The following is a 19,200-nucleotide window of genomic DNA, read 5'->3' as shown; positions in this document are numbered from 1 at the left end:
CCGGTGGTCCAGGTCCGGCTGGCCGACGCCGGCGACCTGTACATGACCTGGACGTGGACGCGCGTGGCCCAGGGATTCGGCACCGGGCACGCGCCCTTCGAGGAGGTCGCCCAGGCGGTCCGCGCGCTGACCGCCGCACTGCCCGGCGCGGGCGAGGGGGCGGAGGGGATGCGGCGCGCCTTCGCGTCGGGGGCGATGGCCGCGTACGAGGCCGAACGCCGGCTCGCGCGCGTGCTGGCCGAGGCGTTGTGGCCGCCGGGCCTGACCGAGCAGATCCGCCACGTGTCGGAGCACGCGGGCCGCCCGCTGGTGCGGATCCAGCCGTCGCCCCGGGTCGCCCAGGTCCCGTGGGAGGGGCTCGCCGTGGAGGATGACGATGACGGCAGCGGCGGTGACGTACGGCTCATCGACCTCGCGGACGTCGTGACCACCGCGCCGGCCTCGCTGCGGCGGCCCGGCGCCGCCACGCGTCCGGCACCGGACGCCGAAGCCGACGCCGTCGTGCTCGTCCTCGACCCCCGGGTGCCCGGGTTCCGGGCTGACTCCCCGCTCGGCTCGGTGCTGGGTCCGCCCGGGGCGGACCCGGCGCTGCTGTCGCTCGTACAGCGCCGTCTCGACGCGGGCACCGTCGTGCCGCCCGTGGCCACTCCCGCCGAGGCGTTCCGCCGCACCGATCTGGACCGGGACTGGCTGGGCGGCGTGCTGAGGAAGGGGGCGCGCCGGCTGATGTACGTCGGGCATGTGAGCGGCGCGCCGGTCGAGAGCGGGCAGAGCGAGGACGGCACGCTTCATCTGTGCTGCGGTCCGGGAACCGATGGGCTGACGGATGTGATCCGCACCCACCGGCCGCTGTCGGCCAAGGATCTCCTCCTGGGCACGCTCCCTCTGCGGGCCGACGGCGTCCCCGGGGCCCAGCTGTGGCCCGCGCCCGCGCGCGTCGCCCTGATCGCCTGTGAGAGCGGCGGCGATCTGCGGTTCGCCGAGTCGTTCGGCCTGGCGTCCGCGATGATCCACAACGGTGCCGAACTGGTCACCGCCACCCGCTGGGTGCTGCCCACCAGCCTTGCCTTCCACCGGCTGGCCGACGTGCCCGAGCCCGTACGCCCGCTCACGGAGGCCGTCATCGCCGTCGACACCGCCCACGAACACCGCGACCCTGTGCACCGCCTCGGCGTCTGGCAGCGAGAGCAACTGGACCGCTGGCGCACCGGCGGCCGGATCGAACACTCGCCCCTGCTGTGGGCGGCCATGACCTGCATCGTCAGGTGACGGGCAAGAGGTGGTAGAGGGAGATCACGCCCGCCGCGACCGCCGCGATTCCGGCGAGCAGCAGTGTGACGATGAACCTGACGCTCGTCGCCCGCTCGCGGCGGTCGTGGTCGAGGTCGGGGGTGAGGACGGACGGGTCGGCGGGCGCGTAGTGGATCGTGAGATCGCGGTCGAGGGACAGGCTGGGGTCCGGGATGCCCTCGCGGCACAGCGCGGTGACAAGGATTCCCTCATGGGTGGTGAAGGCGACGACGGGAGCGTGGTTGACGATCTCGGCGCCCTCCCCGTCGGTGTAGACGTCCTTGGTGACGGCCACCACGCGGCCCGGGACGGCGACGGATTCGGCCAACAGAGCCGCGCGGGCGCGCGCAAGTTGACAGTCCCGGCTGATCGCGACGATGAGGAACAGCAGGCCACCGAGGCAGATCAGCCCTCTCGGCCAGCCCCACACGAAGAACGCCTGGATGACCAGCCCCACCAGCAGCAGGAAGACCGTGCAGTTCGGCCCGCCCATCCCTCGCGTCTCCCCCCACATGTCCAGCATCAGGTGGAACCGCTCCGGCCGCCCCTGTGGATAACGCACCGGGAACTCCCGGCCCACCCATGCTGTTTCCACCACGTGGCCGTTCTTCCCCGCGTGCCGCAGCCTGAACTCCCGCCCCGTGGCCGGGTCCTGGAACGCGACCGTCACTGGTATCCCGGGTCTCTTGGAGTCACCGTGGTCCGGCTGATGCACCTCCACCACCCGCGCCGTCACCCACACCGCCCGCTGTGGCCGCGTCACCCCGGCCAGTGAGCTCCCGTACCCGACCAGCGCCAGCCCCGTCGGCACCGTCCACCACAGGCCCAGCATCCCCTGACCGTCCATCCGAGTCTCCCGCCGTCCTTGGTGTGCTGCGTCCGCTACTGCGTGGAGAGGTTCTCGGCGATGGTCAGGAAGACATAGAGGTTCGCGATCCTGCTGACCGCGTCGGCATCCCAGGCATCGGATACGCCGGTTCGCATGACCCGGGCCCAGTCGGCCCTGAGCTGGATTTCCTGGGCATCGGGCCAGGAGAGGAGACTCTTCTGCGCGGTGGCTATGCCGAGACCGGAGACCTCGAAGGCACCGAAGCGGACGGTCTCGCCCGCCAGTACCGCTTCCTGTACTTTCGTCCCCTGGGCGTGGACCACGGCCTCCTGCATCCTGGACCCCCAGGTCTCGGGGTTCTCGAAGAACTCCGTGATCGTCGCGCTCGCGCCGGGGGCGAGAGCGACGTAGGTGCAGTGCCGGTAAGCCGGCGCACCGTTGGAGTACGTCTGGGTGATGTCCTGGTAGAGCCTGACGGAGTCCCAGCGAATGGCAACCATGCGGTTGCGCGATCATCCCGTTCTCGAAGAGATGGAGTCGCTTGGAGGCCTGCTTCGGGTTGAAGTCCGGCAACTTGCGCAGCGTCCAGAGGTACACCAGGCCAGGGACCACGAACATGAGCAGCAGCGTGACAATCGCCAGCCAGATGGCGGCGGAGATCAGCTTGTTCAGGCGTTTGGGGGCGAAGGTGGTCTCCAGCGCGCCGAGACTGTGACGGTCCGCCAGGTCTGCGGCCTCGGGCGTCAGAGCGGTCGGTGCTGCCATGAGTTGCTGCCTCGCGTCGGGTTGACCGGATCGAATGGAATGGCGAGCGGTCCGCAGGCGGCGTCGGTCAGGCCAACCCGCCGTAGAGGTAGCCGCCGGGATTCGCGGGATCGGCCAGCAGGAGTACCTGGTCGCCGGCACGGGGGATCTGCAGCTTGGACACCAGGGTCTGCAGGGTGACCTGGCCGCCCGCCGCTCCGGTCGGTTGGACGACAAGGTTCACCACCGGGTCAAAGTTGACCAGCTTGCCCGTGTCGCTGATCGACACGACGACCGCCGGGACGGTCGGTATCCCCGCGGCGAGCAACTGCTGGACCTCACCACCGGACTTGTAAGCGCCGATGGACTGCTGGACTTCGGCGAAGTTCTCGCTGCCCATGAACGCGCGCGTGGCCCGACCGTAGAAGCCCTTGCCGCTGGCCACCTGGTCGACGATCTCCGCGGCCTTCTCCTCGCGGCTCCGGCGACGCCTGTCGAAGACTCCCATGACGCACTCTCCTCTGCACTGTTGGCTGCGGACTACCGACTGCGCACTGCCGACCGGGCAGTGCCGCCGAGTATGTCCTGACGGTGTGGACGCTAGGTGCGCTGCCGTGCCTACCGATCCCAGGTTCACGTCCCGGCGGGGCGGTGGGGGAGTAGGCGTCGGATTTTCTTGCAGACGGAGACGTGCTTGCGGCTCGCTCCGGTGAAGGGGGCGCGGTCCCAGTCCCGGAGGCGTTCGCGCACCCGCGTACCGGCGAGTTGCGCCATCAGATCAAGCTCGCTCGGCCAGGGGAGGGTCGGGCCTGGTACTCCGCCGGCTCACCTGAGGGCGTGTCATGCGATTGGACGGATGTCGAAGCGGGCCGGGCCCGACGCCGTCAGGTCGCCGCGCCGGTGGTGTCGCCGCGCGTGCCGGCGTTGGGCCGGCGGTCGAACCTGGGATCGGTAGGCGCCACCCGACCACGTATCGTCCGCACCGTCAGACAGGGCCGACGGCGAGGAGGGACCCGTGGTCAAGACGATCACCCGGGCGGTTCTGGCCGCGGGCCTGTCCGGCATCTCCTCGGCCCGGCGCGGTGCCCGCCATTCTACGATGCAAATCGTGGGACGCTTCGGAAAGCGTGGGTTCTCATGTCGGCCAGCTGGTTGTTGCTGATACCCGTCGCCGCTCTCGTGGTCATCGTGCTCGGTGCGATTGCTGTGCTGAAGCTGCAAAAGGTCTCGCTCGGGCGAAACGAGCCCAGGTCAGCGCCGGCACCACGCGCCGCGGCTCCGACCGGATTCCAGCAGTCGTCGCAGGAGAGCCGAGAGGAATTTGTGCGGAGGCACTGGCAGCGCCCCGGCGTGGTTGCCAACGGGGTGACCCTGGTCGATCTCTACGACCGCATCCGGGCCCTTGAGGAACGCGTCACCAGAGCCGAGCAGCATTCCGCGTCACCACCACCGCCTGACTGAACCAGGGTGGAGTGGGACGACAACTCCACCGAGCGCCTCGTCATCGAGCTCAAGCGACCCACAGTGAAGGTCGGCCCGAAGGAACTCGCTCAGATCAAGGGCTACGCCCGGGCCATCATTGACGATCCCCAGTACAGCGGGGTCGGTTGCAAATGGCGCTTCTACCTCGTCACCTACGAATACTCCGACAAGATCCTCCGCGACATCAGGCAGAAGGACCGTCCCGCCGGCCTCGCCGACGTACAGGACGACTATGAGGTCTGGGTCAAGAACTGGGGCGAGATCCTCGACGCTGGAGAGAAGAAGCTGCGGTTCTTCCAGGAACAGCTGAACTACGAGGCGACCGACGACCGCGTCACCCAGCACCTACGCGAGAGCTACTCGCACTTCATTCCTGACGCCCTGGCACAGCCTCAAGACGAGTCCGAAGAGACCGATCCGACGGGCACCACGGAACAGGAATAGTGAAAAGCGGGCCCCGGGACCGTGTCTCGGGGCCCCGTACGATCCAGCTCAGCAGCCGGACGACGGTGGTGTCACGTCCCCGACCCCCGCCTCTGCGCGGCCATCGTCGACCGTCTGACCTTCAACGGCACCATCATCGAAACCGGCACCGATTCCTACCGCCTCGCCAGCACCCGGGCGCGGACCGAAGCGCCCGCCGAGGCCGGCTGACCGCTGCAGACTCCGGGCCGACGGCCTGCCAGCTTCCGCCCAGGCGACGGGTCGTTGGCCCGAGATGCTCCAGTAGGCTGCGCTGGCCATGGATACGCACGCCGAACCCGAGCAGACCCGGCACGACGCGATAGCTGCCGGTCCGCCGATCCGGCAGCTCTTCCGGGACGTTTCGCCGACCGCCTGCCAGGCCGCAGGCCGCGTCAGGCGGCGATGATGTTCGACGCCGAGATCGACCCCTGCTGGGACGATCGGAGCTTCCTCGGCGACTTCTACAACGAGATCCTGCCTGTGCTTCCCGTCCGAGGGACCGCTGGTGGGCGATCCCCTCTCCGAAGACCTGGTGGAAGTCCCTCTCCTCGGTGAGGAGGGGGAGTACCAGTGGTGGAGGTTCTGGATCCACGCACGTGGACGAGATGCGACGTCCGAGGCCGGTGACATCCACGCGGAGGAGGGCGATACCGTTCTGGAACAGCACCTCGTCCAGATCTGGGCCGCCCCCCAAGCACCGGAGACCCGGCACCGGCTCACCGACGAGGTCGGCCGGCGCAGGCGCACGGCCAGCCCCGAGGAGTACGAGGCAGCGAAGGCTGCGGAGGCAGCCCACGCAGCGATGCCCCCCACGCCCCCCGAGGAAATGCCCATGGCCCCCGTGCGCGCCGAGCTACATACCCGTACCCCGGACACCCCCGCCGACTGCGTCGGGCGAGTGGGTCCAGGGGAGCTGCCATGGCGCCGTACCCGGTTCGAGCAACCGCACGGAGTCCCAAATTCCATGGTGTTCCGGATGCGGTGGCCCGGCACAGGCATGAGGATCGAAGCACGGCCGGTGGCCCGGCCGCGCCCCGACCCCTCGTGAGGGGTTTGGCACCCTTCCCCGGCGCTGCGAATGCCTGGTCTCCGGCGGGGGCATCGCCGGACATCGACTGGCGGGGTTGCGAGTACATCGCCGCGGAGCATCTTCGGGCGCTCGGGTTCAAGGATGCTGAGGTAACACCGGCACATGGCGACGCAGGCGTAGATGTGCGCGCCGAGATCGCTGTGGCCCAGGTGAAGCACCAGAAGACCGCTGTCGGCCGCCCCACGCTGCAGAATCTTGTTGCCGCGGCCGGCTCAGCACGTCCGCTCAATTTTGGGTGGCGTGCGCCTTCCTGGATCACGAAGATGGTCTGCATGGGGTGTGACATACATGGCTTCATCGAATGCCGCCTTGGCTATCGCGACTACGAGAACGACTCGTACTGGCATGCCGTCATCAACCTGGATCACCTGAACGATGTGCGGGACTACGACGCCTTCGGATGCCTCTTCGGGGTCCGCAACGATTTCGGGATCCTCGACGATGAAGCCTTCGAACCGATCGCAGCCGCCCGCGGCCTTCCACACGATGCGTCGAAACGCGTCCGTGATCTGTACGAGGACCACGAGGGGCACAGCGCAACTTCGATCAGCTGGGCAGAAGTGGAGAAGGTCGACTGGGATGAGCTGTCCTTGCAGCCGGACCCCTACGTACACGAGCACCGTCGTAACGCCGACGGTGGCTGGCAGTTTTACGAGCGGCACTTTGGGGCCCCTCAAGCATTCCTCGATCTCTGCGGTTGCCCCGAGGACATCGCTGGCAGGGCTGGCCTTCACTTCCCCGAAGGCACCGAATGGTCCGACGGCGACCGGCTGTTTCGTATAGGCCGCCTCAGGCGTAAAGACGTCGTCCGTCCGGACGGGCAGTGGAAGCCCGTTTGGACGGTCATGCGCACTCTCGCGGGTCTGCACGGGAACGAGGCGGTCAGACTCGTCGTCTGGTTCGACAGCTGAGCAGGGCGATGAGCCTCTGCGCGATACCCCGCGGCCGCTATCCAGGTACTGGAGCGGGGCGGCTGGCGTATCACTAAGCTTGTCGTTTATGGTCCGCGGTCGAACGCGGCTCGAACTTGGTGAGCGTTTTCGCAGTTCACCGGACGTGAAAGCGGCCTTCGGCTGATCCTTTGCTCCGTCACAGAGGCAGAGGAACAGCGCGAAGGCCGTGGTCGTGAGTTTGGTGCATCGGGGCGTCCTGCGGGACGCGTTCGCGGAAGCGTCACGCTTCCGGTCGGAGTTGTACGCGCGTCTGACCGCGCGAGGCGACGCGTTGTTCGAGCTGTGCGACGCGCTGTTGTGTACGGACGGGCCGGTGCGGACGCTGGTCGACCTGGCGCTCGCGCCGGAACACCGTCGGGGTCACGGCGCCCTGTACGGAGGACTCAACCGGGGACAGATCGATGTCGCCCGGCTTCGCCGGGCCCTGGCCAGAGTGCCACTGCCGCAGGCGGCGAACGGCCAGCTGGTACTGGCCGTGGATGTCTCGCCGTGGCTGCGGCCGGACGCCAACACCTGTGCTGACCGGGCCTTTTGCCACACGTTCGGCCGTGGCGAGGGCAAGCATCAAATGGTGCCGGGCTGGCCGTACTCGGTGGTGGCCGCGCTGGAGACCGGCCGCACCTCCTGGACCGCGGTGCTGGACGCGGTCCAGGAGGTGCGGCCGGTGCGGACGTCGCCGCGGTGACCACAGTCCAGATCCGCGAGGTCATCGAGCGGCTGGTGGATGCCGGGCAGTGGCAGCCGGGCGACCCGGAGGTGCTGGTGCCTCGGCCGCCTCCGCTCCGACCGCGCGCCACACTGGCCGGCGTCGGACTGATCGCCGTACGGGCGGGCCCGGCCGCCGGGCGGCTGCACGGTCGACTACTGATTTCGGCGTTTCGGGGTCTGGATTTGTGTCGGGAGGGGTGACGCGGTCCGTTCGGGCTGGTACGCCGGAGGCATGCGGTATCCGGACGGGGGCGGGCTGACCGCCGAGCAGCGCAGGCGCCGGGAAGAGGTACGGATGCGGGCCGTTGACCTCTTCGATGAGGGCGTGGAAGTCCCGTGCATCACCCGGGAGTTACGGGTGAGTGAGAAGTCGGTCTACCAGTGGCGGCGCACCTGGAGGACGGGTGGACGCGAGGCGCTGCGTTCCAGAGGCCCCTGCGGCTACGGCTGTCGGCTCGGCCCACGGCTGCAGACCAAGCTCGCGATGTGGCTTGATGAGGGGCCGGCCGCGCACGGCTGGGCGGACGACCAGGTGTGGACCGCCGCGCGGGTACGCACGCTGATCGGGCGGAAGTTCCACCTCTCCTACAGCGTCTCCGGGGTCACTCGGCTGCTGCACCGCATGGGCTACAGCGTGCAGATGCCCGCCCGGCCCGCCGCCGAACGCGACGAGGACGCGATCACCGCATGGCGGGAGGCGACCTGGCAGGAGGTAAAACCCTCCGGGCGGCGACCGGCGCGTTCGTCTGCTTCGAGGACGAAGCGGGCGTGACCGGTCGGCCGCCCAGGGGCCGCACCTGGGGCCGGCGCGGCATCACCCCGAGGGTCAAGGTGTCCGGCCGTAGCCGGGGACGTCTCTCGGTGGCCGGTCTGCTGTGCTTCCGGCCGGGCCTGCCCGCCCGTCTGTGCTACCGGCTGCGTCGGCATACCGGCCGCAAGGGCGAGCGTCGCTCGCTGGGCGAGGCGGACTGCATACGCCTGTTGGATGGCGCCCACCAACTGCTCAAGGCCCCGCTGATCGTGGTGTGGGACCGGCTGAACACCCACATCTCCAAGACGATGAAGGCACTCGTTGCCGAGCGGGACTGGCTGACGGTGGTCCTGCTGCCCGGGTATGCGCCCGACCTCAACCCGGTCGAGGGCCTGTGGGCGCACATCAAGCGGAGCCTGGCCAACCTGGCCGCCCGCACCCTCAGCGAGCTGGAGACTCTGCTCCGCAGGAGGCGGCTCAAAGCGCTGCAGTACCGGCACGGCATCCTCGGCGGATTCCTCGCCGGGACGGGCCTCGCTCTCGACAGACCGGCCAGACCCTAACCTCGCCGTTTCGGTTGAGATGAGGCCGGAAGCGGGGAGGAAATACGAAAGTGCCTTCTGAGCTGGGACGATGAACCTTGTCGAGGGGTTCTGTCGGTCCAAGCGGAAGGCACTTTCTGCGTGCAGGGTATCGGTTCTCGTCCCAAGCTCCACGTCTCCACTGACGGTTCGGGGTGGTCGGGCACGCGGGCGCACGTTTGCTGGCGGATCTTGCCGATGCCACCGGTCTGACCACCGCCTACTCCACTGCGCTCAGGCCGCTGCGACCGCGTGGCACCGGGCACGATCCAGGTCGGACCTTCACCGATCTCGCGGTGATGCTCGCCGACGGCGGTGAGGCGATAGCGGATCTGGCCGTGCTGCGGGACCAGGGCGAGGTGTTCGGCCCGGTCGCCTCCACGCCCACTGCCTGGCGGTTGCTCGCCGACACCGACGGGGCAGTACTCGCTTCGCTGCGAGCGGCCCGCGCCTCGGCCCGGGAAGTCGCCTGGATGCAGGCCGCCAAGACCGGCGAGGGCATACCCGCTGTCCGGGCCGGCGGACACGAACTTCCCGGCCTGGTCCTGGACCTCGACGCCACGCTGATCACCTGCCACTCCGAGAAGGAACAGGCCGCGCCCACCTACAAGGGCGGCTTCGGCTTTCATCCGCTGCTGTGTTTCCTCGCGAACACCGGCGAGGCCGTGTCCGGCCGGCTGCGGCCCGGCAACTCCGGAGCCAACACCGCCGCCGATCACATCGCGGTACTGGACGACGCCCTCGCGCAGATCCCTGACGCTCACCGGCACGGCACCGCGATCCTGGTCCGCGCCGACAGCGCCGGATCCGCGAAAGCCTTCCTCGCCCGCATCCGAACCTTGCGCGAGCACCGGGTTGGACCTGCGTTTCTCGGTCGAATACGCGGTCACCGAGCCGGTCCGCCGTGCGATCCGGACCCTGCCTGAGCAGGTCTGGCACTTCGCCCTGGACCAGAACGGGACACTGCGCGACGGCGCCGAGGTCGCCGAGCTGACCGGCATGGTCGACCTGGCCGGCTACCCGGCCGGCACCCGAATCATCGTGCGCCGGGAGCGACCGCACCCCGGCGCCCAACTGTCCCTGTTCGATCAGGACGAGGGCCTGCGACACCAGGTGTTCCTCACCGACACCCCGTACTCCGGTGGCGGTTCCGCCCAGTTCCTGGAGGTCCGTCACCGCGGGCATGCCACGGTCGAGGACCATATCCGGTGCGGGAAGAACACCGGCTTCGGCCGCTTCCCCTCCCGCGACTTCACCATCAACGCCGTCTGGCTCGAACTCAGCCTCGCGGCGGTCGATCTGCTGGCCTGGATGCGCGTCCTGCTGCTGGACGGCGAACTCGCGGCTGCCGAGCCGAAGAAGCTCCGATACCGGCTGCTGCACGTCGCCGCCCGCCTCACCCGCGGCGGCCTACGCCTGCGCTTGCGGATATCGGCGACCTGGCCCTGGAGACACGAACTGGCCACGGCCTTCGACCGCCTCGCTGCACTGCCCCGACCAGTTGGCTGACCGGCCGCCCCCACCTACCCACGACCGAAGGACCCCGGAGAACCCGACCACCGCGCCGGGAGTCCGCCATGCCCAGGGAACAAAATCGCCTCGACCACCCCACAGCTGGTGATCAGCAACGTCGCTTCAGCCCAACCGAAACGGCGAGGCTAATACGCCGAAGTCAGTAAGAGTCGTGGAAGTACCGGACTCCATGGGTGCGGTGGTAGGTGGCCGGCACCCGGTCGGAGTGTTTCCGTTCGGCCCAGCCCGAGCTTACGGTGGGGTGCTGTCACGTTGTTGAGGGAGTGAGAGCCTGATGGTGTGTCGGGCGTGGAGGGGGCGGGTTCCGGCTCCGTGCTCAGGCCGCGGCAGGCAGGCCGGCGACGCCGGTGATCTGGTCCCAGATGGCGAAGCGGGTGGTCATCTCGGCGCGGTAGTGGGCGGCGGTCATCAGGTGGCGGCGGGGCCGGAAGTGGGGTGAGATGCCGCTGAACGCGGCCAGGAACCGCTGGGCTCCGCCGACGCTGCGGAAGCCTTTCATGGCGCGTTCGCGCTGCCGGGTTGGCTGATGGCTGTTCTCGGCCCGGTTGTTGAGGCCCTTGTGGGAGCGGTGCTCGACCGAGGGCATCACCTCGCGGTGGGCCGCGCCGTAGGAGCGGAGTTTGTCGGTGACGATCACCCTCGGCACCGAGTAGGTCGTCTTCAGCAGGCGGCGGAAGAAGCGCCGGGCTGCGGCTTTGTCCCGCCGGTTCTGGACCAGGATGTCGAGCACGGTGCCGTCAGCGTCGACGGCCCGCCACAGGTACTTCCGCTCTCCGTTAATTTTGATGAAGACCTTGTCCAGGTGCCACTTGTCGCCCAGCTGCACACGCCGGCGGCGCAGCGCGTTGGCATAGGACTGCCCGCCCGCGCTTGCTCCTGCGAGACGTTCCGTAGATACGCCAGCTGTCCCTTCCACGGGGAACGCCCTGCGGCGGTGCTCTATGGAGCCAGGAAGTGCTCAACCTTCTGTTGCAGGTCAGGGGGTAGGCCAGCCAACTTCGAGACGATCTCGCTCAGTTCTCGGCTGAGTTCGGGAAACTCGGCCCAGACCGATGGGTTCCTGGTGAGGACGGCGGACAGCAGATCACCTTCGTACATGTGCCCCTCTGCCATCGGATTCTCCCGCAGTACCTCCAGCGCCAGTGGCAGGAGGTAGGGCAGGCCTATGTGCTGCCCGATCAACAAGCGCATGTCCTCGACGGTCAGCTCGCCGATCGCCCTACGCCGCAAGGCGTGAGCAGTAGTGACAAGACGAGTGTCGTCGGCTGATGGATCCGGCCAGCAGGCGCGTTCAAGCTCTTCAAGGGACCGGGCGCGATTCAAGTGGTGCGGCACCGATTGATCGTCCCACGACCAGATCTCAAACGCGGTCTGTGTCGTGCGCCCGCAATGCCCCGAGGACCTTCGCCCTGTAGGCCGTTCCTTTTGCGATAGGGGGCGGAAACGGTCGAAGGCAACCTCACCGGGTGGGCGGGGCCGCCTTCGAGGGGCGGGGCGTCAGGAGGCCGACGGCTCGGCCCTCGTGTAAGCGGCGTCGACGTCCGTTCCGGTCCCGGCACACCGGACGAGGACCCGGGGCCGGCGTCAGTGATTCGCCCGCTTGATCCAGCTCGCGATGGTCGCCACCGTGGGCCACTCCCACGTCGTGGAGAGCGGCGCCCCGTCTCGGGCCCGCAGTCACCACGGAGGAAGAAGTCCCCGCGGTGACTGCGAGGCGGATGGCCTACTACTAGGGGAGCTGGCTGGCGCTGGGAGATCCGGAACCTCGGGAGGTCTCCGACGACTGAGGAGCCCCCCTCGACGAACACGCCGCGTCCGTTCGCGCGTACGTGGCCGACCAGCGCGCGAAGGTCGACGTCCTCGCCTCCGTACTGGAGGACATCGCGGGAACGGCTACCCCTCTCCCGAGGCAGGGATGCCGTGGGCGACGGCCCGGGACGAGCACCTCGCCCGTCTCGGGGAAGAGCGGCCCCGTGTCGCCTGAGCCCGGCCCGCGCCGCTCGCACGTCATCACGGTGGAGCCCGCGCTCACCCAGTTGTCCAAGCTCACCGCGGGCGAGACGCACCGCCTGGACCGCGCGATCGTCGCGATCAGCGTCAACCCCGAACTGGGCACCGAGGTGCCCGGCACCCTGTTGCGCGACTACACGGACGAGATCGACGGCGTACGGGTCATCTACTTCGTGACGGCCCTGAAGACGATCACGATCGTGGCGTACATCGAAACCTGAGAGACCCAACACCGGGAGTGACGGGAGGGGGAGCAGAGGAGGCGGAGTGGATGGGGCGGAGTGGATGGGGCGGAGTGGGGAAGGGCAGGCGGATCAGAGGCTTGATTCTTCTTCCCGGGTGTCGAAGGCGTCACGGGCGCGTGTGATGGCGGGCATGTTCTGTGCGGCCCACGCCAGCAGCACGTCGATGGGGGGTCGAAGGGTCTTGCCGAGGGGTGTGATCCGGTACCTGACCGCCACCGGGCGGGTGGAGACGACCTCGCGCTCGACCACGCCGTTCCGTTCGAGCCGCCGAAGGGTCGAGGTCAGCGACTTCTGTGTGACCTGCGGGATGGCCCGGCGCAACTCGTTGAAGCGGCACGGGCGTTCGCAGAGTTCGTTGAGGACGCTGAGCGACCACTTGTCGAGGATCTGGTCGAGCAGTTCGCGGTGTGGAGGGTCGATGCGGAATTCGTCGTCGGTATCCATGGCGAAACCTGGTCTCGTTGAAGTGTCCTTCTTGCACTAGGTAGCTTACGGATACCTAGAGCAACGGAGAAACACCCATGACTGTTCAGCACTTCACGCCGGAAGGCATGCTGCAGCCGGCCCCGTACCACCACGTGGCCGTGGGCACCGGAACGAAGCACATCCACGTCAGCGGACAGGTCGCACGCCGGGCCGACGGCACTCCGGTTGCGCCCGGCGATCTGGCCGGGCAGGTCGCCCAGGCGCTGCGCAACACCTCCGTCGGGCTGGCGGGCGCGGGCGCGTCGTTCGCGGACGTGCTGCGCCTGACGTTCTACGTGACCCGGTGGAGCCCGGAGAAGATCGGCGAGTTCATGGCCGGTGTGGAGGCCGTCGCCGACGAGACCGGGCTCCGGCTCCCCATGCCGCCGGCCTCCCTCATCGGAGTCGAGTACCTCTTCGAGCCGGACGTACTCGTCGAGGTCGAAGCGACCGCGTTGCTCGACTGATCCCTGGGGCGGATGCTGCCCGGACTCGTCCTGATGTGGACGCCGCACGTGAAGGGGAGACGGCGGCAGACCCACCTTTTCCCGACGTCGCTCGCCATCCCACCGGTCTCACCGACCGGGCCGAGCCCGCCCTCGGTCGGCGGCATCGGGCCGAGACGCGTGCGGCCCTGCCTGCCGCCGCCTCGCGAGGACGGTGTCGGGTGGTCAGTGGACGCAGATGTGGGGCGTCGCGGTGCCCGTCGCCGGTGGCTCGCTCGCGGCGGCGGCGCGCGCCACATCGGCCAGCAGGCGCAGGCGCTCCGCGCGGTCCAGGTACCGGCCGTCGACCAGGACGGAGTGGATCCGCTGCGTGTGCCGGATGTCGGTGCGCGGGTCCGCGTCCAGGACCAGCAGGTCTGCTCGGTCGTCCGGCAGTCCGAGCATCCGGGCGGGTGCGCTGGTCGCCGCCTGGAGCACGTCCCGCGTGGGCAGCCCCGCCTCGGCGAGCAGTTCCAACTCGTGGTGCAGGGAGAAGCCGGGAACCGCGTAGCCGGTACCGGTGTCGGTACCCGCGATCAACTGCACACCGGCCCGGTGGAGTTCCGCGACGAGGCGCAGCCGGTGTTCGTAGATCTGGTGGATACGGGAGGTGTCCTGCGCGGTGCGGCCTGCGGTGAGGGAGGACCAGATGGCGGGCCAGGATTCGGTCATCCAGCCGGGCAGGTAGGCGAACTCCGGTGACTCGGTGGGCAATTGATCGGTGCGCTCCAGCGAGTGGTGGACGGTGAGGGTCGGTACGACGCGGGTGCCATTGGCGGCGAGCCGGTCGAAGAGGGCACGGGTGCGGCCGATGTCGTACGTCCGCATCGCCTCCCACTCCACCGCGTGCACCTGCCGGAACCAGCTCGCGTAACGCTCGAAGCTGGTGCCGAGGGCGGGGTCGATACGGATCCTCGCCATGGCCCGCCTGATCTCGTCCTCGCGGGCCGAGGTGGCGAGGAGGAGGGCGTGCAGGTGCTCGATGGACTGCTGCCCGCTGTCGCTCGCTCGGGCGACGGGAAGGGTGTCGGGGCAGTGGCCCGCGTGACGCAGGCCCTGCCTGCGGGACTCGTCGGCGATCGCCTCGTACGCCTCCGGTGTCAGCCGCGAGTACACCTTGACGAAGTCGGCGCCGCTCGCTTTCGCCTCGCGCACCGCCTGTCGCGCGGACGGGGCGTCGGTGACCTCGACGACGCGATTGCCGGTGTCATTGGCCCACAACGAGGGCCGCCCGTCGATGATCGAGCTGGCGATCACCCAGCGCGGGCCGAGGAGTTTGCCCGCACGGACCTTGCCGCGCCACTCGTGGTGGAGGGGCCCGCCCCACATCTCGCGCACCGCGGTCACGCCGTTGAGCGGGAAGAGGGGCGGCAGCACGGTCTCGGGCCCTTGGTTGTGGACGTGGGACTCGATGAGGCCGCCCATGACGATGTACTTGCCGGTCAGGTCGTACGTCGTCGCCCCGCTCGGAATCGCGGCCTCGGCCGAGCGGCCCGTACGGATGATGCGGCCGTCGCGTACGAGAACGGTGCGGTCGGCGCCCGCGCCCAGGATCGTGGCGTGGGTGAGGGCGATGGTGCTGCTGCCGGGGTGCTGACCGGATGCGGCCGTCGTACGGTCCGGAGCCGTGCGGGGGACGGCCGCCGCGGGCGGTGCGGCGGACAGGAGGGCGCCGCCGGAGAGGGCGGCCGAGGTGGCAAGGGCTTCGCGTCGAGTGGGCATGGCACCACTCTGGTCCGGGCCGGATCCATGGTCACTGGCTCCAGGCAGTGGGTTCGGGGTGCTGGTGACACCACCACGAAGAGTGGCACCACCACGAAGACGCCATGAAGAGGGGGTGGCTCGGCACGACGTCGTGCCCGCTGTTCTTCGTGTTCGCCGGGTACGTCCGCACCGCCGCTCCGGGCGGGGAGACCCCCCGGATGGTCCGGGGCGCCAGAATGGTGCGATGGATCATCACTTCGTAGGCATACCGGATTTGACCGGCTTTCCCCGTGTCGCTGTCGTCATCGACGTCATGCGCGCCTTCACCGTGGCCGCGTGGGCCTTCTCGCGTGGCGTCGAGAGGATCGTGCTGGCCTCGACCGAGATCGAGGCCCTTGCCTTGAAGGAGAGCCATCTGGGGTGGGTGGCCTTGAAGGACGGTGCTCCGGCAGCGGGCTTCGATGCGGTGAACTCACCCGGCCTGCTCAGGTCACGCGATTTCGCGGGCCGCACGATGGTGCAGAAGACGACGGCAGGGACCGTGGGCGCGCTGGCCGTCGCCGACGCACCGCTGGTCCTGTGCGCGAGCTTCGTGGTGGCCGGCCCGACCGCGGTTCCTGCGGGCCGGGGATCCCGGCCCAGTGACGTTCGTCGTCACCGGCGAGGAAGGCCGGGCCGACGAGGACCTGGCCTGCGCCGAGTACATCAGTCGTTCCATGGCCGGAGACGATGTCGAGGCGGCCCCGTATCTCGACCGTGCGAGGACTTCCCGAGCCGCGGCCGATCTTGCCAGTGGGCTGCGGAGCGGAAACCACCCGGACGATGTCGACCTCTGCCTGGAGATCGGCAGATTCCCCTTCGCGATGGTGGCTCGCCAGGAAGAGTCTCTGATGGTGCTCCGTCCTGTTGCGGTGCCTGACATCCCGTCCAGCCCGCCGACCTACTGACCCACTGGCCGCAGCGGGACGGCACTGGCCGGGCCGTCGCAGGTCAGGTGCTGCCCCGCCGGTCGGGCCCGGAGGGGTGATCCCTGCTCTCTCCCGTTCTCCCGTACATGACGGCCACCGGGCCGCGGACGCCGTGGCGTGGAGCCCGCAGCGTCGACGGCCTCGGTGTGGATCGGCGCGGCTCGGTGTGACTCGGTGCCCGGTCAGACGATGACGGGGACGGCCTCGGCACGGTTGGTGGCCCAGTTGGTGACGATGGGCTTTTCGACGGTGGCGGGGTCGGGGAGCTTGAGCTCGGCGGGGTTCGGGTCGTCCTCGGTGGTGGAGATGATGACGTTCTCGAACTCCGTGCCGCCGTCGCCGTCGGTGGTCTTGGGGTTGATGCCGGTGTACGCGACGGCGGAGCCGGTGAGCTTGATCGGGTCTTCGCCGCCCTGCCCGACGGGGGAGGCGACACCGTCGGCGCCGGAACCGAAGGACACGCTGGGCGTGTTGACCTCCAGGAAGCAGGTGATACCGGGCTTGGCCTTGGCGGTGACGAGGTAGTAGCCGCCGGCCTGGGACTCCGAGGTGACCGTGAAGCTGAGGTCGTTGGTGCCGCAGGACTGTCCGTAGCCGTCCTTCTTGCCGTCGCCGGAGTCGGTCTTGTCGGTCGAGCCGCCGGTGGAGGAGCCGTTGGACCCGGAGCCGCTGGCGGAGGGCTTGTCGCTGGAGGAGCCGTCGCTCCCGCCGCTGCTCGCGGAGGCGGCGGCGGAGGGAGCTGCGGGACCGGCGGCGTCCGCGGCGTCTTCGGGGTCGCAGGCCGTGGTGGTGGCGGCGAGGGCCGTGATGGCTGCGGCGGCCAGGACGAGACGGGTGGAACGGGCGGCGAGACGCGAGCGCATCGTGAACTCCAGCGGCTGTTGGTTGCGGTCTTTCCTGCTGACACCGATGACACTAGGGCTGATTCGATCCTGAAGTGATCCCGTGAATGTCCGGGTCCTGTCTCAGTGATCTTCGTGCGGCAGCACCGTTCGTCGTCGGCACGCGGCCGACCAAGGCAGGGAGCGGTACGCGAACGCAGGAACTGCCGCCGCTGGCCGGGGAGTTGACTGTCTGGGTGGATACTCGGACATAATTCGCAGGCGTGCAGTCATGGAATGAACCTATTCTGCTCCTCATGACCGATTGGAAAAGCGTCGAGGCCGCCGACTGTGCCGTGCCCGCTGACCGGCCCATGGACGACCTCGTTCGCGAGCTGTCCCGTGCCCTCGCGGATCCCGATCCGCAGGTCCGGGACGGCGCGCCCTACACCGTCCTCGCGACCTGGATCGCCCGCGGGACGATCGCGGCGTCCCGGCGGCTGGAGCTGGGGGACGAGATGGCCACCCGGTTCACCGACCCGCGGGTCGAGGCCCGCACCTTCGCGCCGCTCGTGCTCGACATGCTGGTGGAAGCGGGGGACTTCAAGCCCGGCTGGGTGGACGCGTTCGAGCGCTGGTACCCGGTGGAGCGGGATCTACGCGGCCACGACGAGACGCTCGGCTGGTTGCACGCGGTGGCGCACGGCGCGGACCTGCTCGCCGGCTTCGGCTGCCATCCCCGGGTGGCGCCGGTGCGGATGCTGGACCTTGCCGCCGCTCGGCTGACGGCGCCCACCGATCACGTCTACGACCAGTTGGAGGACGACCGCCTGGCACGCGCGATCGCCCGGGTCCTCACCCGCACGGACCTGAGTGAACGCGACGCCGTCCGCTGGCTGGATCCGATTGCCGACCGTTTCGGGGCCGCCCGGATCAGCACGCCGGTGCCCGCTCACCTCAGCAACTGCCTGCGCACCCTGCGCCTGCTCTACATACTCGCCGACCGAGGCGTACGCCCCGCCGGCGAACTGCCCGCGCAACCCCTCCACCACCGCGACGCGGTCAAGTCCGCACTCGCCGCCGCCCTCGACCGGATCGTCAGACGCTGACCGACCACACCCGGCCCGGCGTCCGGGCGGACCGGTGCGCACGCCCGCGCCAGGCGGATCGAAGGCCTGCTCGCCGGACACCGGGCCGGTACGGTCTGGCCGGGCGTGGTGCTCGTCGTTGACCAGGCGATCGGTCAGATCGCCGTCGGAGGCATCCTCCCGCAGCCGCACCTGCGCCCCAACGGGTTCAGCCCGTACGGCGTGGCCCACTCCTCGATCCTTCTCGACGGGAGCTGGCGCGACGGGCTGCTGGGGAGCGGATCCTCGGCGACTGATAACGTTCAAGTGGCGGTATATGAAGGCAACTTGCCAGCCCCCGCAAAGACGATTCGAGGAGGGCGCGCCGCGTTTCACCCGGCCTCGGGGCGGCCCCGCCAGCAGTACGACACCCAGCAAACGGCCGCCCGGGACCGCACGCTCATCGTGCCCGTCGTACTCGGCATCATCCTGCTCATCCTGGTCCTGCTGCTGCGCTCACTGCTCGTCCCGGTCCTGCTCGTGGCGACCGTCGCGCTGAACTTCCTGGCGACGCTGGGGGTGTCGGCCGTCGTCTTCGAGCACCTGCTCGGCTTCAGCGGAACGGACGCCTCGGTGCCGCTGTACGGGTTCGTGTTCCTGGTGGCACTCGGCGTGGACTACAACATCTTCCTCATGTCCCGGGTACGGGAGGAGGCGCTGGCGCACGGCAACCGGCAAGGGGTGCTGCGGGGTCTCACCACGACCGGAGGCGTGATCACCTCGGCCGGTGTGGTGCTCGCCGCCACCTTCGCGGCTCTGATGGTGATCCCGTTGGCGTTCATGGTGCAGATCGCCTTCATCGTGGCCTTCGGCGTCCTGCTCGACACCCTTGTGGTCCGGTCCCTCCTCGTCCCGGCGCTGGTGCTGGACATCGGTGCGCGGGTCTGGTGGCCCAGCACCTTGGCGCGCAAGGACCAGGACAGGTGCGCTGCGGGCGTACGGCGCGAAC

General features: G+C 69.2%; 18 protein-coding genes and 7 pseudogenes. 16 read left to right on the top strand and 9 right to left on the bottom strand.

Translation table 11 applies throughout. The annotated features are described in order from the left end of the window. Nucleotides 1-3 precede the first annotated feature (3 nt). Nucleotides 4-1,269 carry a CHAT domain-containing protein gene (locus tag OHA19_RS40540; protein WP_331750279.1) on the top strand — a complete coding sequence of 422 codons (1,266 nt, stop codon included), beginning with the start codon at nt 4-6 and terminating at the stop codon, nt 1,267-1,269. Here OHA19_RS40540 and OHA19_RS40535 read toward each other — a convergent pair. The 3 genes from OHA19_RS40535 to OHA19_RS40525 form a co-directional block, all read right to left on the bottom strand. Further along, nucleotides 1,262-2,137, bottom strand: a complete 876-nt coding sequence (locus OHA19_RS40535) for a DUF3592 domain-containing protein (RefSeq protein ID WP_405722745.1) — start codon at nt 2,135-2,137, stop codon at nt 1,262-1,264. The two genes, OHA19_RS40540 and OHA19_RS40535, sit on opposite strands and share 8 nt — an antisense overlap. A gap of 35 nt (nt 2,138-2,172) precedes the next feature. Further along, nucleotides 2,173-2,619, bottom strand: a complete 447-nt coding sequence (locus OHA19_RS40530; protein WP_331750285.1) for a DUF6585 family protein — start codon at nt 2,617-2,619, stop codon at nt 2,173-2,175. 332 nt (nt 2,620-2,951) lie between these two features. Beyond that, the gene (locus OHA19_RS40525; protein WP_331750287.1) at nt 2,952-3,371 is read right to left on the bottom strand and encodes a hypothetical protein; all 420 of its coding nucleotides are present in this window, start codon (nt 3,369-3,371) and stop codon (nt 2,952-2,954) included. A gap of 629 nt (nt 3,372-4,000) precedes the next feature. Between OHA19_RS40525 and OHA19_RS40520 the strand changes: the two genes are divergently transcribed. The 9 genes and pseudogenes from OHA19_RS40520 to OHA19_RS40480 all read left to right on the top strand — a co-directional run bounded on the left by OHA19_RS40520 (nt 4,001) and on the right by OHA19_RS40480 (nt 10,402). Beyond that, nucleotides 4,001-4,324 carry a hypothetical protein gene (locus OHA19_RS40520; protein WP_331750291.1) on the top strand — a complete coding sequence of 108 codons (324 nt, stop codon included), beginning with the start codon at nt 4,001-4,003 and terminating at the stop codon, nt 4,322-4,324. A 6-nt stretch (nt 4,325-4,330) separates the two neighbouring features. Beyond that, nucleotides 4,331-4,789, top strand: coding sequence for a hypothetical protein (locus tag OHA19_RS40515; RefSeq protein WP_331750293.1), 459 nt, complete (start codon nt 4,331-4,333; stop codon nt 4,787-4,789). A gap of 81 nt (nt 4,790-4,870) precedes the next feature. Next, nucleotides 4,871-4,999: pseudogene (locus tag OHA19_RS40510) on the top strand (AAA family ATPase); the annotation flags it as partial. Between the two features lie 316 nt (nt 5,000-5,315). Further along, nucleotides 5,316-5,858 carry a hypothetical protein gene (locus tag OHA19_RS40505; protein WP_331750295.1) on the top strand — a complete coding sequence of 181 codons (543 nt, stop codon included), beginning with the start codon at nt 5,316-5,318 and terminating at the stop codon, nt 5,856-5,858. Next, on the top strand, nt 5,792-6,811 hold the full coding sequence (locus OHA19_RS40500) for a restriction endonuclease (RefSeq protein WP_405753438.1): 1,020 nt from the start codon (nt 5,792-5,794) through the stop codon (nt 6,809-6,811). Before OHA19_RS40505 ends, OHA19_RS40500 begins: the two co-directional genes overlap by 67 nt. 223 nt (nt 6,812-7,034) lie before the next feature. Continuing rightward, nucleotides 7,035-7,618 (top strand): annotated as a pseudogene (locus tag OHA19_RS40495) (transposase); the annotation flags it as partial. Nucleotides 7,619-7,793: 175 nt separating this feature from the next. Beyond that, entirely contained in the window at nt 7,794-8,333 is a 540-nt protein-coding gene (locus OHA19_RS40490) for a winged helix-turn-helix domain-containing protein (RefSeq protein ID WP_331750299.1), read from the top strand. Further along, nucleotides 8,330-8,875 (top strand): transposase, encoded by a 546-nt coding sequence (locus OHA19_RS40485; protein WP_405722750.1) that lies wholly within the window; start codon nt 8,330-8,332, stop codon nt 8,873-8,875. The genes OHA19_RS40490 and OHA19_RS40485 overlap by 4 nt, the downstream gene beginning before the upstream one ends. Nucleotides 8,876-8,995: 120 nt before the next feature. After that, nucleotides 8,996-10,402, top strand: a pseudogene (locus tag OHA19_RS40480) (IS1380 family transposase). A 166-nt stretch (nt 10,403-10,568) separates the two neighbouring features. On the opposite strand, the pseudogene OHA19_RS40475 reads toward OHA19_RS40480, so the two are convergent. From OHA19_RS40475 to OHA19_RS40465, 3 genes and pseudogenes are all read right to left on the bottom strand, one after another. Further along, a pseudogene (locus tag OHA19_RS40475) lies at nt 10,569-10,667 on the bottom strand (IS630 family transposase); the annotation flags it as partial. A gap of 75 nt (nt 10,668-10,742) precedes the next feature. Next, nucleotides 10,743-11,288 (bottom strand): annotated as a pseudogene (locus OHA19_RS40470) (IS6 family transposase); the annotation flags it as partial. 77 nt (nt 11,289-11,365) lie between these two features. After that, on the bottom strand, nt 11,366-11,761 hold the full coding sequence (locus tag OHA19_RS40465) for a contact-dependent growth inhibition system immunity protein (protein ID WP_331750303.1): 396 nt from the start codon (nt 11,759-11,761) through the stop codon (nt 11,366-11,368). 638 nt (nt 11,762-12,399) lie between these two features. Here OHA19_RS40465 and OHA19_RS40460 point away from each other — a divergent pair. Next, nucleotides 12,400-12,657, top strand: a complete 258-nt coding sequence (locus tag OHA19_RS40460) for a hypothetical protein (RefSeq protein ID WP_331750305.1) — start codon at nt 12,400-12,402, stop codon at nt 12,655-12,657. A gap of 93 nt (nt 12,658-12,750) precedes the next feature. Here OHA19_RS40460 and OHA19_RS40455 read toward each other — a convergent pair whose 3' ends face one another. Continuing rightward, a complete protein-coding gene (locus OHA19_RS40455; protein ID WP_331750307.1) occupies nt 12,751-13,125 on the bottom strand; it encodes a helix-turn-helix domain-containing protein in 375 nt (124 codons plus the stop codon). 77 nt (nt 13,126-13,202) lie between these two features. Here OHA19_RS40455 and OHA19_RS40450 point away from each other — a divergent pair, with 77 nt between their 5' ends. Next, the gene (locus OHA19_RS40450; protein WP_266694263.1) at nt 13,203-13,613 is read left to right on the top strand and encodes a RidA family protein; all 411 of its coding nucleotides are present in this window, start codon (nt 13,203-13,205) and stop codon (nt 13,611-13,613) included. Nucleotides 13,614-13,817: 204 nt separating this feature from the next. Here OHA19_RS40450 and OHA19_RS40445 read toward each other — a convergent pair whose 3' ends face one another. Next, nucleotides 13,818-15,353 (bottom strand): amidohydrolase family protein, encoded by a 1,536-nt coding sequence (locus OHA19_RS40445; RefSeq protein WP_331750310.1) that lies wholly within the window; start codon nt 15,351-15,353, stop codon nt 13,818-13,820. 104 nt (nt 15,354-15,457) lie between these two features. On the opposite strand from OHA19_RS40445, the gene OHA19_RS40440 reads away from it, so the two are divergent. Together OHA19_RS40440 and OHA19_RS40435 are read left to right on the top strand one after the other, a co-directional pair. Then, on the top strand, nt 15,458-15,598 hold the full coding sequence (locus tag OHA19_RS40440) for a hypothetical protein (RefSeq protein ID WP_331750312.1): 141 nt from the start codon (nt 15,458-15,460) through the stop codon (nt 15,596-15,598). Further along, nucleotides 15,580-16,282, top strand: a pseudogene (locus OHA19_RS40435) (2-phosphosulfolactate phosphatase). Before OHA19_RS40440 ends, OHA19_RS40435 begins: the two are co-directional and overlap by 19 nt. Nucleotides 16,283-16,485: 203 nt before the next feature. Here OHA19_RS40435 and OHA19_RS40430 read toward each other — a convergent pair. Further along, nucleotides 16,486-17,166, bottom strand: a complete 681-nt coding sequence (locus OHA19_RS40430; RefSeq protein WP_266734004.1) for a DUF4232 domain-containing protein — start codon at nt 17,164-17,166, stop codon at nt 16,486-16,488. Between the two features lie 275 nt (nt 17,167-17,441). Here OHA19_RS40430 and OHA19_RS40425 point away from each other — a divergent pair, with 275 nt between their 5' ends. Together OHA19_RS40425 and OHA19_RS40420 are read left to right on the top strand one after the other, a co-directional pair. After that, on the top strand, nt 17,442-18,233 hold the full coding sequence (locus OHA19_RS40425) for a DUF2785 domain-containing protein (RefSeq protein ID WP_331750318.1): 792 nt from the start codon (nt 17,442-17,444) through the stop codon (nt 18,231-18,233). Between the two features lie 363 nt (nt 18,234-18,596). Continuing rightward, nucleotides 18,597-19,172: pseudogene (locus tag OHA19_RS40420) on the top strand (MMPL family transporter); the annotation flags it as partial. Nucleotides 19,173-19,200: the final 28 nt, after the last annotated feature.

This window comes from Streptomyces sp. NBC_00012, from assembly GCF_045040875.1.
In the GTDB taxonomy this organism is placed as follows: domain Bacteria; phylum Actinomycetota; class Actinomycetes; order Streptomycetales; family Streptomycetaceae; genus Streptomyces.
The sequence above is the reverse complement of the archived record's forward strand: the minus strand, read 5'-3'. Positions and strand labels throughout refer to the sequence as shown.